Here is a 15,952-nt window from a genome sequence, read left to right as displayed (position 1 = left end):
TGCCTATTTTGTTACGAAGATGTGCCTAAATGTTTAGCAACGCGTGCTTAACCGACGCGTTTAACCAAACAGCGCAGCAGCTGCGCGGTAACGGCCATCCGGCACAACCTTCAACTCAGCAACCGCATCGTCGATGTCGATACGCTCGATGTTCTCACCGTGCAGAGCGACGATCTTGCCGAAGTCCCCCTCGTGTACTGCTCGGGTGGCGTGGACACCGTAGCGGGTAGCAAGCACGCGGTCGTACGCAGTCGGCGTACCGCCACGCTGAATGTGACCCAGCACCGTGGTGCGAACGTCGTACCCGGTGCGCTTCTTAATCTCCGCACCAATAACCTGACCAATGCCGTTGAAGGTTTGGTGGCCGAACTGGTCGACACCGCCCTCTTCGTACTCCATGGTGCCCGGCTTCGGGGTGGCGCCCTCAGCGACGACGATAATGCCGTACTTCTCACCCATCTGGAAACGGCGCTCCATCGACTTCACAATCTCGTTGATGTCGAATGGCTTTTCCGGAATGACAATGTGGTGAGCACCGCCGGCCATACCCGCATGCAAAGCGATCCAGCCCACGTGTCGACCCATGACCTCAACAATCATGACGCGCTGGTGGGATTCCGCAGTGGTGTGCAGACGGTCAACCGCGTCGGTGGCAACAGCCACAGCCGTGTCGAAACCGAAGGTGTAGTCCGTACCGTTGACGTCATTATCAATAGTCTTCGGAACACCGACGACCGGCACCCCATTGTCCGAAAGCCACTTGCCGGCCTTCAGCGTACCTTCGCCACCGATTGGGATCAGGGCATCGATGCCCGCATCAGAGAGATTTTCCTTGATGCGGTCGAGGTTAGACATGAGAATGTCCGGATGCACGCGGCCGGTGCCCAGCATCGTGCCGCCACGCAGCAGCATACGGTCAATCCGCTCATCGTCGTAAAGCTGGACCCTACGGTCTTCCATAAGACCAATCCAACCGTCCTCAAAACCGACGACGGTTGAGCCGTACTCGCTCGAGCTGGTACGGACAATTGCACGGATAACGGCATTCAGACCGGGACAATCTCCACCGGAGGTAAGGGTCGCAATTCGCATGATGCCCACCTTAGTCGCGTTAGTCAGTTCGTGCTTGACGGCCTTGGTCGAAACTACTTCTGCAGGTACTCCTGCCCTGGTAGCTCAGACGGTAGCTCCATCTTCGTCGTCACCTCCGACGCCGGCACAAGACCATATTCCTCGAGCGCCTTGCGCACGTACTCTGCGGCATCGACGTTCAGCGGAGACTCCGTCCACAATGCAATCGGCAGGTTAATAAAGCGGTTCTCCTTGACCGCCTCGAGATCCTTCGTTGCCGGATTCGTGCGCAAAACCTTGATTTTCTCTTCGAAGGTCTGACCTGGGTAGTCCACAAGCGCGATGAAGTCAGGATTCATCTCCGCGACATGCTCCCAGGAGGTCGTAGTCCAAGTGTCCTTAATCGACTCGGTCGCATTGATTGCACCGGCCTTTTCCAGGATGCCCTGCGGTGCGCCAAAGGAACCCGAGGTAATTGGTGCTTCACCGACAGAATCAAAGAGGAAGCCCACTGGCTTCTTATCTCCCTTTGGCGCGGCATCCAGGGCTTGCAGTCGGTTATCAATATCTGCAATAACCTTGTCGCCCTCACCGTCGTGTCCGGTCAAGGTAGCGATATTCTTCAAATCAATTTTGACAGCTTCCCACGGATCCACCAGACCACGAGTATGCCCCGGGTCGCCACTGCCTTCCTTGCCCGCCGAGGCTGCGTCACCAGTACGGCAAGATTCCGTCAGGGTGTAGGCACCGATACCGTGCTCGGAAAGCGATTCCGGGGTAATGCCCTTGTCTTCACTAAAGCCATAGCCCCAGCCCGCCAGCATCACATCCGGTTCGGCCGCAATGACCTGCTCCAGATTCGGGTATTCCTTCGCAACTTCTGGCTTCTGCGCAATTGCATCGCCATAAGCTGCGGTCAACACCGGCAGATGCGAGGCCATAGAGCTCACCGCTGTGATCTCATCCGCAGCACCGACAGCCAGCGCCAGCGAAGCAATATTGCCGTCATTAATCAGCAGCTTTTTAGCTACACCCGGGTAGCTGACTTCTTCACCGCAGTTGGTGAGGGTAAGGCCTGACGACGAGGCCTGCGTTCCCTCATCAGAGCCACAGGCGGCGGCTCCGAATGCCAGAGCAGCCACAGCGATACCAGCTGCTGAGGCACGAAGGGGACGTCGGAAAGCATGTGCGTTATTCAAGGGAGTACTCCTAGTTGATGGTGGCAGCATCCAGCTCGCTATCGATTGCGAGGTGGCGGCGGCCAGCGGGGGAATTGAGCTGACAGGATTCAACCTGAAAGATTTGGGCGACAAAGTCGCGGGTAAGCACTTCTGCGGGAATGCCGTCGGCCGCGATACCGCCGTCCGCGACCACGATGACGCGGTCGAAGTGGTTCATCACCAGGTCCAAGTCGTGGATCGCGGCAATGACACACGCTCCGCTGGAGCGGGCCAGACGGAGGACGGATTGTTGATGGCGCACGTCGAGGTGGTTAGTGGGCTCGTCGAGAAGCATGATTGGCGAGTCCTGGGCGATGGCACGCGCCAGACACACGCGACGACGTTGCCCACCCGAGAGTTGCCCACACAGGCGTTGCGCAACCGCTTCCAACCCCACGAGCTCCAGCGCACGGTCGACGTGGGAATTGTCCTCGGCGGTGTTGCCACCAAAAAGGCGCTGGTAGGGCAAGCGCCCCAGGGAGACAAAGTCGCGCACGCGCATTTCGGCGGGTGGAACCTCGTTTTGCGCGACGAAAGCCAGATCGCGGGCGCGGTGCTTCGAGCTGATTGAGCTCATCGATTTGCCGTTAATCTCGACCTCGCCCGTGGCCGGTTTCGTGATTCCACCGAGCGCACGCAGCAACGTGGATTTACCCGCGCCGTTAACACCAATGATGGCGGTCATGGGTTCTGCACCGAAGTTGAGGTTGACTCCGCTGACAATGGTGCGCCCAGCGATATCACAGCGCATATCTTTAGCGGCGAGTACAGATTTTGGTAGAGCGCTCATTTACTCAGCACCTCCGTAGCTGTAGTGCGAGCGGCTCATGAGGTAGAGGAAAAGTGGTGCGCCAACCAATCCCGTGACTACTCCCAGCGGCATTTCCTGGCTTCCGCCCACTACGCGCGCGATGATGTCCACCCAGATGAGAAACAGTCCACCCATGAGGGCAGCAACCGGTAGGACAACGCGGTGCGTGGCCCCTACCAAGATGCGGGTCAAGTGTGGAATCACCAGGCCGACAAACCCGATGCCGCCAGAGACCGCAACGAGCGTGCCAACGAGGACAGCCTGGAGCACAAATACCTGTGTGCGTAGCCGAGAAACATCAATACCTACGGCCGCTGCGGTGCTCTCACCAGTTGCCAGCGCATCCAGATGACGGGCTTTGACCAGGAAAAACAACAGTACTGCGATGAGGACAATGAGCGGGAAGAGCGTCTTCAGCCATGTCGCACCGGCAACAGAGCCCAGCATCCAAAACATCACGGACTGCGCGGCCCTCGGGTCTGGCCCAGCGAAGACCATGAAGCTACTCAGCGCGGAAAACGCAGCGGAGAGCACAACGCCGGAGAGCACCAAACGCAGCGGAGTCAGCCCACCGCCTGCAGTGGCGAAAGCACCGACCGCGAGGGTGGCCATTACTGCACCGAGGAGTGCACCGAATGTCAGCGGCGCGATGGGGCTACCGGAGAAAGCACCAAAGATAATCACCGCGGTCGCACCGGCACCGGCGCCGGCGGAAATACCTAGCAGATATGGGTCTGCCAACGGGTTACGGACCAATGTCTGCATAGCCACACCGGAGACAGCTAGCCCCGCCCCTACAATCGCTGCGAGAATACCCCGGGGAGCGCGGAGATTCCAGACGATGGTGTCCGAACTGGCGGGCACAGATTCATCGAGCTCAATGCCGAAGATGTGATGCGAAATGACCTGTGTCGTGGTGGACCAGGTGATATCCGCCGAGCCGAAGACCACCGCAGCGACCAGACTGACGGCAATGGCTATGACAATGACCAGCCCATAGATCCAAGGCATAAACCGCGGTGGGTTTTTAAATCTAACTCTCTCCATGTTTGCGTTCCTGCGTATGTATGAAACTCTCCCCGACACGACAACAACCGCCGCTCTCCCACTTCAGTGAGAAAACGACGGTTGCAGAAAACCGACTAAGGCTTATTGAGCGTCTTTATGCAATCGAGCCGCGAACCTTTTCGTAGGCAGCGCCGACCTTGTACAGACGATCGTCACCGTGGCGCGGAGCCATAATCTGCAGGCCTACCGGCAGGCCGGTGTCTTCAGCCAGGCCCGACGGCACGGACATGCCACACATGCCGGCCAGGTTGAGCGGCAGAGTACACAGGTCGAACATGTACATGCTCAGCGGGTCGTCAACCTTCTCGCCCAACTTAAACGCAGTGGTCGGAGTGGTCGGCGAGATCAGGACATCTACCTGTTCGAAGGCCCGCTCGAAGTCCTGCTGAATCAGGGTACGGACGCGCTGTGCCTGGATGTAGTAGGCATCGTAGTAACCGACCGATAGCGCGTAGGTACCAATGATGATGCGTCGCTTAACCTCATCGCCGAAACCAGCGGCACGGGTCATAGCCATGACCTCATCGGCCGAGTGCGAACCGTCATCACCAACACGCTGGCCGTAACGCATGCCGTCGAAACGAGCCAGGTTGGAGCTGACCTCACACGGCAGAATCAGGTAGTACGCGCTCAGTGCGTGGTCGAAGTTCGGGCAATCGACCTCGACCACCTCTGCGCCAGCTTCCTTAAGCTTGTCGACGGCCTCGTGGAAGCTGTCCAGTACGCCGGCCTGGTAACCCTCGGTGCGGTCGAACTGCTTGACGATGCCGACCTTAACCCCCGTGAGGTCACCGGTAGCACCTTCCTTGGCAGCAGCAACCACATCGGCAATCGGCTGCTCCGTGGAAGTCGAGTCATTCTCGTCGTGACCAGCAATGATTTCGTGCAGCAGCGCGGTGTCCAGAACGGTTCGCGCGGTCGGCCCACCCTGATCCAACGAGGAGGCGCAAGCGACCAGGCCGTAGCGGGATACCGTGCCATAGGTCGGCTTCACGCCGACCGTTGCGGTCAGAGCTGCTGGCTGACGAATCGAGCCACCGGTGTCAGTACCGATAGCCAGCGGAGCCATACCGGAGGCCAGCGCCGCGGAAGAGCCACCACCGGAACCGCCTGCGGTGCGCTCAACATCCCACGGGTTGTGAGTCGGGCCGTAAGCGGAGTTTTCAGTCGACGAGCCCATGGCGAACTCATCCATGTTGGTCTTACCCAGAATTGGGATGCCAGCTGCACGCAGCTTGGCAGTAACCGTTGCGTCGTAAGGGCTCATGTAGCCCTCGAGCATCTTGGAAGCGCAGGTGGTCGGCGCATCGGTGGTAGTGAAGACATCCTTCAGCGCCAGCGGAACACCGGCCAGCGCGGAGGCCGGCTCCTCGCCAGCATCCAGCGACTCATCGACCTTGCGAGCTGCAGCCAGGGCCTCTTCGGCACCGACGTGCAGGAATGCGTGAATGTCCTCATCAATTGCCGCGATACGGTCGAGGAACGCCTGGGTGACCTCTACCGAGGTCAGCTCACGAGCGTGAATCTTCTGTGCGAGCTCAAAAGCGCTCAGCCCCAGAATCGGGTCCTCAGCAACAGCGGCATGCAGGTTCGGGTTAGCTGCAATCATTTCTTCCACGTACTCCTACTCGCCGAGAATCTGGGGAACTTCGAAGCGCTGGCGGTCCTGCGACGGCGCCTGGTCCAGCGCCTGCTCCGCAGTCAGCGTCGGCTTGACGACGTCCTCGCGCATCACACCGGACAGCGAAGAGGGGTGACTCATCGGTTCCACATCATCCGCAGCCACCTTTTGAACGGCCTGGACGTGGTTAATAATGCCGTCGATCTGACCGGCGAACTCGTCGAGTTCCGCGTCAGTCAGAGCCAGACGGGACAATCGCGCTAGGTGTGCGACCTCATCGCGTGAGATAGCTGGCACGCTAGTACCCCTTTCATTTCTTCGTACGAAGCTAGTGCACAGAAGTTTAGTTGAAACTGATTTTGAACCGCGCGAGCGGGCTGTACTTGCCAACAGTAGTCGTTGTCGCCAAGCAGTTGTCCGCAGGGTCTTACATTTCAAAGGTTTACCCTGTAGCCTAAATCACTACTTCTATAGTTACACCGCAAGAATCACTCTCAATTATTCGAAAGGTTGTACACACAGCCATGAGTTACCTCCTTCGCATCCAGCTTCCCGACGAACCAGGCGCACTTGGCTACGTCGCGGCTGCCCTGGGCGAAGTAGAGGGTGATATTCGCAGTGTCGATGTCGTAGATTACGGCGCTAATGGCGTTGTTGTCGACGACATCGTGGTTGACCTGCCCATGGGCCTGCTCCCAGACACACTGATTACGGCGGCTCAGTCCATTAGCGGAGTGGAAGTCGATTCAATTAGGCCTTTTTCCGGCTCGGTCGACCGCCGCGGACAGATTGCGCTGCTGGCCAAGTTCTCACAGCACACGAAGAATTTGGATCGTGCCCTCGGAGATGTCGTCGACGGCCTGCCTCAGACTATGACTGCCGGCTGGGCTATCGTCCTCGGCGAACAGAGCGATGGCCGGTGGGTACGTCGCGCTTCCTCTACCGCTGCTCCAGAGGATAACGGCCGGACTCTGCCGGAAGCCCCGATTGACTCGCCACGAAACCTGGATCCGGACGAAGAAACGTGGCTTCCGGAGGACTGGACGGTTATGGACTCCTCCATTGCCGCTACCCCAATGGGCAAGGGCCTCGTTCTCGTTATTGGCCGGCCCGGCGGGCCAGACTTCCTGCCAAGTGAGGTTGAGCACTTGGGACGTATTGGCACGATTGTCGGTGCGATTATCGACTAGCAGCGGCTAGTGGGCTGCTCCCTTCTGTGGGCTGCTCCCTTCTGCTCGAAGCTCTTACCCTATGGCTCCTCCCCTATGGAGCGCAGTGATTCACGCTTAGCGGTAAAGTCTGGAAATGATACCAGTCAATAAGGAGCTTCTTTGATGTCGAACTTGAGTGACCTCGTCGGATCCCACGTGCGTGCCGAATCCGGCCGTGTCCCCCAGTCGTCCACTGAGATGGAATTCTGGTCCGGTCTGTCACGGGTTGTTGTCGATGACCTAGCGGACAACTGGCAGCGCACCACGGAGGCATACGCTGCTACCCGCCAGCAGCACTACTTCTCCGCCGAGTTCCTCATGGGTCGCGCCCTGCTGAACAACCTGCTCAATGCAGGCCTCGTGGATGAGGCCTCCGCTGCGGTGGAAAAGTACGGCAAGAATCTGACAGACGTGCTCGAGGCCGAACACGACGCCGCTCTCGGTAACGGTGGCCTGGGGCGTCTGGCCGCCTGCTTCCTGGATTCCTGTGCCACGCAGAATCTGCCGGTGACCGGTTATGGCATCCTCTACCGCTACGGTCTGTTCAAGCAGAGCTTTGAAAACGGCTTCCAGGATGAGCACCCGGATCCGTGGATGGAAGAGGGCTACCCCTTCGTTATTCGTCGCGAGGAACTGTCCAAGATTGTCACCTTTGATGACCTGGTCGTGCGCGCTGTTCCATATGACATGCCAATTACCGGCTATGGCACCGATAACGTCGGCACGCTGCGCCTGTGGCACTCGGAGCCAATGCGTGAGTTCGACTATGACGCCTTCAACTCACAGCGTTTCACCGACGCCATTGTCGAACGGGAGCGCGTCCATGACCTGTGCCGCGTGCTCTACCCGAATGACTCGACCTATGACGGCAAGGTCCTGCGCGTTCGCCAGCAGTACTTCTTCGTCTCGGCTTCGCTGCAGACGATGATTGATTCTTACATCGAGAATCACGGCGAGGACCTGCGCGATTTCCACAAGTACAACTCCATTCAGCTCAATGACACCCACCCGGTGCTCGCGATCCCAGAGCTGATGCGTCTGCTCCTGGATGAGCACGATATGAGCTGGGACGACGCCTGGAACGTCGTGTCCAACACCTTCGCCTACACCAACCACACCGTTCTGGCAGAAGCGTTGGAGACCTGGGAATACTCCATTTTTGACCGTCTCTTCGGCCGCGTTCTGGAGATCACCCGTGAGATCGACCGCCGCTTCCGCGAAGACCTCGCGGAGCGCGGCTTCGACCAGGGCAAGATTGACTACATGGCGCCGATTTCCCACGGGCGTATCCACATGGCATGGATTGCCTGCTACGCCGCGTACTCCATCAACGGTGTTGCCGCTCTGCACACGGAAATCATTAAGCGCGAAACGTTGAAGGACTGGCACGATATCTGGCCGGAGCGCTTCAACAACAAGACCAACGGAGTCACCCCGCGCCGCTGGCTCAACCAGTGCAACCCGCGCCTGTCGGCACTGCTGACTCGCCTGTCGGGTTCGGACGCCTGGGTCACCGACCTGGACAAGCTCGCTGAGCTCGAAAAGTTTGCTGACGACGAGGCCGTGTTGCGTGAGATTCTCGACATCAAGCACGAGAACAAGAAGGACTTCGCCACCTGGCTGGAACACCGCCAGGGTATTTCGGTGAACCCGGACGCCATCTTCGATACCCAGATTAAGCGTCTGCACGAGTACAAGCGCCAGCTTCTCAACGCGCTCTACATCCTGGATCTCTACTACCGCATCAAGGAAGACCCAGCGCTGGACGTGCCACCGCGCGTGTTCATCTTCGGTGCCAAGGCCGCCCCAGGCTACGTTCGCGCGAAGGCCATCATTAAGTTCATCAACGCTATCGCGGACAAGGTCAACAACGATCCGGACATGGACGGTCGCCTGCAGGTCGCCTTCGTTGAGAACTACAACGTCACCCCGGCAGAGCACATCATCCCAGCCACCGACGTCTCCGAGCAGATTTCCACTGCCGGTAAGGAGGCTTCGGGTACCTCGAACATGAAGTTCATGATGAACGGCGCACTGACGCTGGGCACCATGGACGGCGCAAACGTCGAAATCGTCGACGCCGCCGGCGAAGAAAACGCCTACATCTTCGGTGCGCTGGAAGAGGAACTGCCGGAGCTGCGCCGCACCTACAGCCCGCGTGGCACTTACGAAACGGTGCCGGGTCTCAAACGCGCGGTCGATTCGCTTGTCGACGGCACTTTTGCTGACGGTGGCAGCGGAATGTTCCACGACCTGCACTTCTCGCTGCTGGAGTCCAACGGGTACGAGCCAGCCGATGTCTACTACGTCCTCGGCGACTTCGCTGACTACCGCGAAACCCGCGACCGCATGGCCGAGGACTACCGCGACGAGCTGGCGTGGGCCAAGAAGTGCTTCCTGAACATCATCCGTTCGGGCCGCTTCTCCTCCGACCGCACCATCCGCGATTACGCCAATGAGGTCTGGAAGCTGGAAGAGACCAAGATTTAGGCCCCGGCTGGGCCAAATCCTGGCTGGGCCAAGCCCCAGCTAGGCCTGCCCAGTTTCCAGCAACCGCTTGAACCCATCCTCGTCGAGGATGGGCAAGCCCAGCTCCTCGGCCTTTGTGGCCTTGGAACCGGCGTTTTCGCCAACCACCACGTAGTCGGTCTTCTTCGACACCGACCCTGCGGCCTTACCGCCACGGGAGATAATGGCTTCCTTCGCGCTGTCGCGAGTGAAGTCCTCCAAAGAGCCGGTGACTACCACGGTCAATCCCTCTAGCACCTGATCTGGACGATCGGCGACCTCATCGGCCATACGCACACCGGCAGCTTCCCAGCGCTCGACAACCTCGCGGTGCCAGTCCACCTCGAACCAGTCAGCCACGGAATCGCCGATGATCTCGCCGATACCGTCGATGGCCGAAATCTCTTCGCGGCTCGCAGCGCGCAGCGCCTCCATCGAGCCGAACTTCTGTGCCAAGGTCCGCGCCACCGTTGGGCCCACATGACGAATGGACAGGCTGACCAATACGCGCCACAGCTCTTTATCCTTAGCTGCCTCGATATTGGCCAACAGCTTCTTACCATTGGCATTCAGCGTTTTCCGCGAAGCCGTAGTGTAGACCTCAGTGCCGAGCAAATCTTCCTCGGTGAGGTCGAAGAGGCGGGACTCGTCGTCAAGCACGCCGCGATGAATCAAATCGGCAGCGCCCCTCTCCCCCAGGTTTTCGATATCAAACCCGGAGCGGGAGGCGAGGAATTCAATTCGACGACGCAGCTGGCCTGGGCAGTAGCGGGTATTGGGGCAACGCCAATCGGCATCGCTGTCCTTTGCCGGAGCCAAACGAGTACCGCACTCGGGGCAGAGAGTCGGGTAAATGTACTTTCGCTCGCTACCATTTCGGAGATCGGCCACGGGACCGAGCACCTCTGGAATCACGTCACCGGCCTTGCGGATAGTCACACGGTCCCCGATGAGCACACCCTTTCGGTGCACTTCAGAAGGGTTATGTAGCGTCGCCATCTCGACAGTTGACCCGGCCACGAAAACCGGCTTCATCACGGCATATGGCGTCGCACGACCAGTTCGTCCAATGGAGACTCGAATATCCAGCAGGTCCGTGGTGACCTCTTCTGGCGGGTACTTATACGCGATCGCCCAGCGCGGCGCCCGCGAGGTCGCGCCCAGCGCGCGCTGCTCGGAAAGGGAGTCAACCTTGACCACAAGCCCGTCCATCTCGTGGATGGCGTCGTGGCGGTGCTCGCCCCAGTACTGCATCTGCTTGACGACGTCATCCGCGGAATGAACCTGCTTTGTATACGGCGACACGTGGAAACCCCACTCGTCCAAGGCACGATAGGCCTCGTGCTGAGACTGTGGACGCCAGCCCTCGATATGACCAATTCCATGGCAAATCATGGACAACCGGCGCTTGGCCACTTCTGCAACATCCTTCTGTCGCAGGGAACCGGCGGCGGCGTTACGGGGGTTGGCAAACGGCTTCTGACCCGCTTCGACGCGATCGGCGTTGATGCGTTCGAACTCTTCCAACGAGATAAAGACTTCACCACGCACCTCGAGCACGTCGGGGATGTTCTCGCCGCTGATTTCATGCGGAATATCTTCGATAGTGCGCGCATTGGCGGTGACGTTCTCCCCCACGCGGCCGTCTCCGCGGGTGGCCGCCCGGACAAGGCGGCCATTCTCATAGACCAGATCGATAGACAGGCCATCGATTTTCAGCTCGGTCAGATACGTGCTGGCCGGGGTGCGGGCCAGCCAGCCGCGCAACTCCTGCTCATCGAAAACATTGTCCAAGCTGTAAAGGCGTTCGAGGTGCTCAACAGGCTCGAACACTTCCCCGTCGGCAGGCGTGTCGACCTGCGCACCGACCTGCTGCGTGGGGCTGTCCGGCACCACCAGATCGGGCCACTGCTCCTCTAACCGCTGCAGTTGACGGAACATCTCGTCGTATTCAGCATCGGAGATAACCGGCTGCGCGGTGTAGTACAGCGCAGCGTTTTCACGAATGCGAGTTGCTAGATCTTGCCACTTCTCCCGGACGTCCGCCGGCGCTGGCTCGGAGGCGGGGGCGCTGGAAAACGAAGACAAATCGGAGGTTGACAGGTCGGAGTTCTCATCGGTCGAGGAAGTCACGTCGCTCATTCTATGTCATTGCCCGGATGCGCCGGAGGACACGGAAATTCTCTTGACCTTGTTCCTGCCCCTCAGCGAATCCGCACTCTCCGCTACAGTTGAGACATGCATAATTTCGATCCGCGACGCATGCTCGCGTTTGATCTGGAGACTACCGGCACGGATCCTCGCACCTGCAAGATTGTCACTTCCGCACTGGTCCGACTGACTGAGCAGGGCAAAGATTCCACCATCATGCTCGCTAATCCCGGTGTCGAAATTCCGCAAGCTGCGTCTGATGTGCATGGCATCACCACTGAAAAAGCTCGCGCGGAGGGACGCCCGCACGATGAAGTGCTAGCGGATACCATTGCCGGCCTTCGAGCTGCCTGGCGCGATGGTCTGACCGTAGTGGCCTATAACGCGGCCTATGATCTGACGGTACTGCGCTCGCAGGATCCCAGTTTTACCGTTGACGGCCTCGTCGTCGACCCCTTTGTGCTGGATAATTACTTCGACCCGGAACGTCGCGAAAAACGCACATTGACTGATGTCTCCCGCCATTATCAGGTGCGCCTGGACGGGGCACATGATGCCACCGAAGATGCTCTGGCGGCTGCGCGCATCGCATGGGTGATGGCGCGCCACTACCGGGAGCTAACCGAAAAATCGGGAGAAGAGCTGATGGAGCTGCAGGCCGTCGCGTACTACCAGTACAAGAAGAACCTGCAGCAGTACCTGACCGAAAAGGGTAAGGATACGTCGGACTTCACCTTTGGGTGGCCGATGGACTGAGCAGCGACCCCCTCACCCTCCCCGGCCCTCCCAATATCCAGAGTTTTGTGATTATCCAACGAAAACCGAATATCCAAAACATCGGCGGAATATCCAAGTTATCCAAGCCGATGTGGATTATCCATTGCTATGATTGATGCGTGACCACTCGCAGCGACAAGGCCATCTCCATCCCACGCAATCCTTTCCACCCCACATTCGGCCGATCCCCGGCCATCATCGGTGGGCGCGATGTCGAGCTGGACTCGTTTGAGCTGGCCCTGGCGGAAGGCCCCGGTAATCCCTGGCGAACCGCGCTAATTTCCGGTACCCGCGGAATCGGCAAGACGGTACTTCTCAACGAGTTTGAAACCGCAGCAAAGCAACTGGGATGGATTGTGCTGCGTGCTCACATCGGCTCTGAAATGATTTCTGAGCTCACCGATGTCACCATTCCGCGCGCTTTCAGTGCCATTGACAGTGCACCGACGGGCAAGGGCCGTCACCTCACCGGCCTGTCCATCGCCGGCATTGGCGGGTTTAAGACGGAAGTCAGCACTTCTCAGCCCGAGCCCGGCAGGAATCTGCTCAGCCAACTTCAGGATCTCTCGGCTCTCCTCATGCCGCAGGAATCCGGCATCTTGCTCACTCTCGACGAGGTGCAAAGTGCAGACCCCGCACAGCTCAACGAAATTGCCCATGCAATCCAGGACCTAAATCGCGACGATGCGGAGATTGCCTTTGTCGCAGCCGGGCTGCCCAGCGGTATCGAAGACTTGCTCCAGCTAGAGGGCGCAACATTCTTACGCCGTGCCGAGCGCGTGTCTCTGGGCCGATTGGACGTGGAGACCACCAAGGACATCATTCGCAGAACTGCAGAACTCGGCGAACGCGCGATGACTGAGGATGCCGTCGAGCTGGCCGCTGAACTCAGCCACGGCTACCCGTATCTCATACAGACCATTGGCTCAGTCGCTTGGGCTAAGGCCAGGTTGGCCCACTCGGACACCATTACCGCTCAGCATGTCTCGGATGCGGCAGCGGAATCCATCCGCCGCATCGGGCTGCAAGTTCATGCGCCCAGCCTGCGAAAAGTACCACCTCGCCAGATTGATTTTCTCAAAGCGATGGCGCGCCTCTCCCCCAATGGAAAGCCCGTGGCCACGAGCGCCATCGCAGAGACCATGGGACGCAAACTCTCTGGCATCTCACAGCTTCGCCATGACCTGATTTATCGCGAGCTGATTGTGTCAGCGTCGACCGGATACGTGGAATTCACACTTCCCTACTTCGCCGACTACCTCAATACGCTGGTGGAATAAGGTCGCTATTCGTCGCGAGCCAAGTCACCGGCTGCCCGACGAAGAAGCTCCGTGGCATTGCGGCCTGCGCCGAGTTGCGCCTGTGCTTCTTCATTGGAGCTGGCAGCAAAGCCGCCCATCGGCGCCAGATTCAGGCTCTCAGCAATCTGTAGGCGCGAATAGCCCAGCTCATCCCAGAACAGCGCTGCTTGCTCAGCGAGTGCTCGAGCCGGTGTCGCCACCGGGACGCCCGTGTGCTCTTCTCGCTCCGTGACCGTCACTGGCACAATACCCAGCTCCAGGGACATATCGGCACCGACCACGGCAGCCGCAAAATCCAGTTGCTGCGTGGTGGTCAGTTCTTTGCGAGGTAGCCACACTCCGGCCGCACCGGAATCCGCCAAGGCCTGAACAGCCAGGCCATCGGGGCTCGACAGCGCGATGGTCACTTCGATGTCGTCGTCACGCAGCGGCCCCGTGACCTCGAGGAAGATCTCCGCGATCTCGCGGTGCCCCTGGGCGGGGAGATAGCCCGCGTTGCCCATCAGCATGGACGGAGCCTTGATCTTGCCCTGTACGACTGCGCCGAGTGCGGGTTCTGCCAGAAGTACCTCGATGTCGCTGTCGAAACGCCGACGGACATCGGCGATGTGGGAAGCCAATCCCGCGGCCAGCGACTGCGCGAAGTACTTCACGGCGCCGCGGTCAACGGCGATGAGATGGCCTGCGGCATTTTCCACCGAAGTCGCCATCGTCCATGGGCCGAGAGCGGTCAGGCGAATCTTCTGCGGGGTGCGTCCCCACGCTTCCTCGCACGCGTCGATGTCTCGGTGGAGATAATCAGTGGCCAAGGCACTCGCGCGACCACGACGGTCGGCGACTTTCCAGGAGCGCGCTCCCCTGTCCACGACGAGGTCAGCCATGAGGGCGGCCGTGCGACCGACGGCATCGGCGCCGAACCCACGGGCGGGCAACGTCGGTAGCGTGACGTGACCTTCCAGGCATTCGCCAATGACAATCTCTGCCGCCTCGTGTGGATTGCGGCCCGGCATCGGGCCAAGGCCGACAAAGGAGGTCACGACAAGTCCTCTTCACGGGCGGTCGAGACAATCGTGCCGGAGCCCAGCACGTAGTCGCCCGCAGTGTCAGTGTGGTACAAAACAGCGGCCTGACCAGGAGCGACACCACGAAGCGGATCGCTCAGGCGCAGCCGGAAGGCGCCACCGCGTCCGGTGACGTCATCGTCAGGTCCTGCCAGCACTTCAATGCGGCAGTCGATGGGGCGACCGTGCGCACGCACCTGCACCTGCAGCTTGCCGGCCTCCGAGGCAGCGAGTACCTCATCCGGGTTGGCCAGCCAGATGGCACGGTCAGCCTCGAGCACGTTGACATTCAAGTCCGCAGCCGTGCCGATTGTCACCGTGCCGGTCTCTGCGTCAATGCCGGTGACATAGCGCGGCTTGCCATCAGGCATCGGCCCCGCCAGGCCAATCCCCTTGCGCTGACCAATGGTGAAACCGTAGACACCGTCGTGCTCAGCGACAGTGTCGCCAGTTTCCTTATCCACAATGGTGCCCGGGCGACGGCCAATCTTCGCGCCCAGGAACGCCTTGGTATTGCCATCCGGGATGAAGCAGATGTCGTAAGAGTCCGGCTTGTTGGCAGTGCCTAGTCCCATCCCGCGGGCTTCTTCACGAATCTCTGGCTTCTCGGTGTTTCCTACCGGGAACATCGAGCGCTGCAGCTGCTCGCGATCCAGCACGCCCAGGACATAGGACTGGTCCTTCTTCGCATCGCGGCCGCGGCGCAACAGGCCGTCGTCGCCAAGCAAAGCGTAGTGCCCCGTGACCACAGCGTCGAAGCCGAGCGCGATGCCACGCTCTAGTAGAGCGGCGAACTTGATGCGTTCATTGCAGCGCAGGCATGGGTTCGGCGTCTCGCCGCGCTCGTAGGAGTCGTAGAAGTCATCCATGACCTCTTCTTTGAAGCGCTCGGAGAAATCCCAGACGTAGAAAGGAATGCCCAGCTCATCGCAGACGCGGCGGGCATCGCCGGAGTCCTCTAGCGAACAGCAGCCGCGGGATCCAGCGCGAACGGACTGCGGATCTTTCGACAGCGCCAAGTGCACGCCGACGACCTCGTGACCTGCGGCCAATGCACGCGCCGCAGCCACGGAAGAATCCACACCACCGCTCATTGCTGCAAGAACTCGCATTGCGTTGCAACCTTTCCCCTCTAGATTTTGTGCACGTGTC

At 59.7% G+C, this 15,952-nt stretch carries 13 protein-coding genes; 4 read left to right on the top strand and 9 right to left on the bottom strand.

The window, feature by feature from the left end; all coding sequences use genetic code 11:
• Positions 1–60: 60 nt before the first annotated feature.
• The 6 genes from HMPREF2920_RS08160 to gatC all read right to left on the bottom strand — a co-directional run bounded on the left by HMPREF2920_RS08160 (position 61) and on the right by gatC (position 6,088).
• Complete coding sequence (locus HMPREF2920_RS08160) at positions 61–1,092, bottom strand: ATP-dependent 6-phosphofructokinase (RefSeq protein WP_038628534.1); 1,032 nt, start codon at positions 1,090–1,092, stop codon at positions 61–63.
• A gap of 53 nt (positions 1,093–1,145) precedes the next feature.
• The gene (locus tag HMPREF2920_RS08155) at positions 1,146–2,270 is read right to left on the bottom strand and encodes an ABC transporter substrate-binding protein (RefSeq protein ID WP_049172092.1); all 1,125 of its coding nucleotides are present in this window, start codon (positions 2,268–2,270) and stop codon (positions 1,146–1,148) included.
• 10 nt (positions 2,271–2,280) lie between these two features.
• The gene (locus HMPREF2920_RS08150; protein WP_049172090.1) at positions 2,281–3,081 is read right to left on the bottom strand and encodes an ABC transporter ATP-binding protein; all 801 of its coding nucleotides are present in this window, start codon (positions 3,079–3,081) and stop codon (positions 2,281–2,283) included.
• Positions 3,082–4,149 (bottom strand): FecCD family ABC transporter permease, encoded by a 1,068-nt coding sequence (locus HMPREF2920_RS08145; protein WP_370449368.1) that lies wholly within the window; start codon positions 4,147–4,149, stop codon positions 3,082–3,084.
• 115 nt (positions 4,150–4,264) lie between these two features.
• The gene (gene gatA, locus HMPREF2920_RS08140; RefSeq protein WP_049172086.1) at positions 4,265–5,779 is read right to left on the bottom strand and encodes an Asp-tRNA(Asn)/Glu-tRNA(Gln) amidotransferase subunit GatA; all 1,515 of its coding nucleotides are present in this window, start codon (positions 5,777–5,779) and stop codon (positions 4,265–4,267) included.
• Positions 5,780–5,794: 15 nt separating this feature from the next.
• Positions 5,795–6,088: an Asp-tRNA(Asn)/Glu-tRNA(Gln) amidotransferase subunit GatC gene (gene gatC / locus HMPREF2920_RS08135; RefSeq protein ID WP_005509328.1), complete on the bottom strand. Its 294-nt coding sequence runs from the start codon at positions 6,086–6,088 to the stop codon at positions 5,795–5,797.
• 227 nt (positions 6,089–6,315) lie between these two features.
• Between gatC and HMPREF2920_RS08130 the strand changes: the two genes are divergently transcribed.
• Together HMPREF2920_RS08130 and HMPREF2920_RS08125 are read left to right on the top strand one after the other, a co-directional pair.
• Positions 6,316–6,981, top strand: coding sequence for an ACT domain-containing protein (locus HMPREF2920_RS08130; protein WP_048735304.1), 666 nt, complete (start codon positions 6,316–6,318; stop codon positions 6,979–6,981).
• Between the two features lie 144 nt (positions 6,982–7,125).
• On the top strand, positions 7,126–9,492 hold the full coding sequence (locus HMPREF2920_RS08125) for a glycogen/starch/alpha-glucan phosphorylase (RefSeq protein WP_049172083.1): 2,367 nt from the start codon (positions 7,126–7,128) through the stop codon (positions 9,490–9,492).
• 39 nt (positions 9,493–9,531) lie between these two features.
• Here the strand turns inward: HMPREF2920_RS08125 and ligA are convergent, their stop codons facing one another.
• Entirely contained in the window at positions 9,532–11,652 is a 2,121-nt protein-coding gene (gene ligA / locus HMPREF2920_RS08120) for an NAD-dependent DNA ligase LigA (protein WP_141750516.1), read from the bottom strand.
• 96 nt (positions 11,653–11,748) lie between these two features.
• On the opposite strand from ligA, the gene HMPREF2920_RS08115 reads away from it, so the two are divergent.
• Entirely contained in the window at positions 11,749–12,417 is a 669-nt protein-coding gene (locus HMPREF2920_RS08115; protein ID WP_048735295.1) for a 3'-5' exonuclease, read from the top strand.
• 140 nt (positions 12,418–12,557) lie between these two features.
• Entirely contained in the window at positions 12,558–13,718 is a 1,161-nt protein-coding gene (locus HMPREF2920_RS08110; protein ID WP_070549670.1) for an ATP-binding protein, read from the top strand.
• Between the two features lie 5 nt (positions 13,719–13,723).
• On the opposite strand, the gene HMPREF2920_RS08105 is transcribed toward HMPREF2920_RS08110, so the two are convergent.
• Positions 13,724–14,776: a uroporphyrinogen decarboxylase/cobalamine-independent methonine synthase family protein gene (locus tag HMPREF2920_RS08105; RefSeq protein WP_070549671.1), complete on the bottom strand. Its 1,053-nt coding sequence runs from the start codon at positions 14,774–14,776 to the stop codon at positions 13,724–13,726.
• On the bottom strand, positions 14,773–15,912 hold the full coding sequence (mnmA, locus tag HMPREF2920_RS08100; RefSeq protein ID WP_049190095.1) for a tRNA 2-thiouridine(34) synthase MnmA: 1,140 nt from the start codon (positions 15,910–15,912) through the stop codon (positions 14,773–14,775). The genes HMPREF2920_RS08105 and mnmA overlap by 4 nt, the downstream gene beginning before the upstream one ends.
• Between the last annotated feature and the right edge of the window lie 40 nt (positions 15,913–15,952).

Source organism: Corynebacterium sp. HMSC075F02, assembly GCF_001838335.1.
Lineage (GTDB): Bacteria > Actinomycetota > Actinomycetes > Mycobacteriales > Mycobacteriaceae > Corynebacterium > Corynebacterium jeikeium_D.
The sequence above is the reverse complement of the archived record's forward strand: the minus strand, read 5'-3'. Positions and strand labels throughout refer to the sequence as shown.

Excerpts from the sequence above, each read along its gene's own strand:
- HMPREF2920_RS08115 (WP_048735295.1), top strand. The coding sequence starts at position 11,749 with ATGCATAATTTCGATCCGCGACGCATGCTCGCGTTTGATCTGGAGACT.
- gatA (WP_049172086.1), bottom strand. The coding sequence starts at position 5,779 with ATGATTGCAGCTAACCCGAACCTGCATGCCGCTGTTGCTGAGGACCCG.
- HMPREF2920_RS08160 (WP_038628534.1), bottom strand. The coding sequence starts at position 1,092 with ATGCGAATTGCGACCCTTACCTCCGGTGGAGATTGTCCCGGTCTGAAT.
- HMPREF2920_RS08130 (WP_048735304.1), top strand. The coding sequence starts at position 6,316 with ATGAGTTACCTCCTTCGCATCCAGCTTCCCGACGAACCAGGCGCACTT.
- HMPREF2920_RS08145 (WP_370449368.1), bottom strand. The coding sequence starts at position 4,149 with ATGGAGAGAGTTAGATTTAAAAACCCACCGCGGTTTATGCCTTGGATC.
- mnmA (WP_049190095.1), bottom strand. The coding sequence starts at position 15,912 with ATGCGAGTTCTTGCAGCAATGAGCGGTGGTGTGGATTCTTCCGTGGCT.
- HMPREF2920_RS08125 (WP_049172083.1), top strand. The coding sequence starts at position 7,126 with ATGTCGAACTTGAGTGACCTCGTCGGATCCCACGTGCGTGCCGAATCC.
- HMPREF2920_RS08150 (WP_049172090.1), bottom strand. The coding sequence starts at position 3,081 with ATGAGCGCTCTACCAAAATCTGTACTCGCCGCTAAAGATATGCGCTGT.
- ligA (WP_141750516.1), bottom strand. The coding sequence starts at position 11,652 with ATGAGCGACGTGACTTCCTCGACCGATGAGAACTCCGACCTGTCAACC.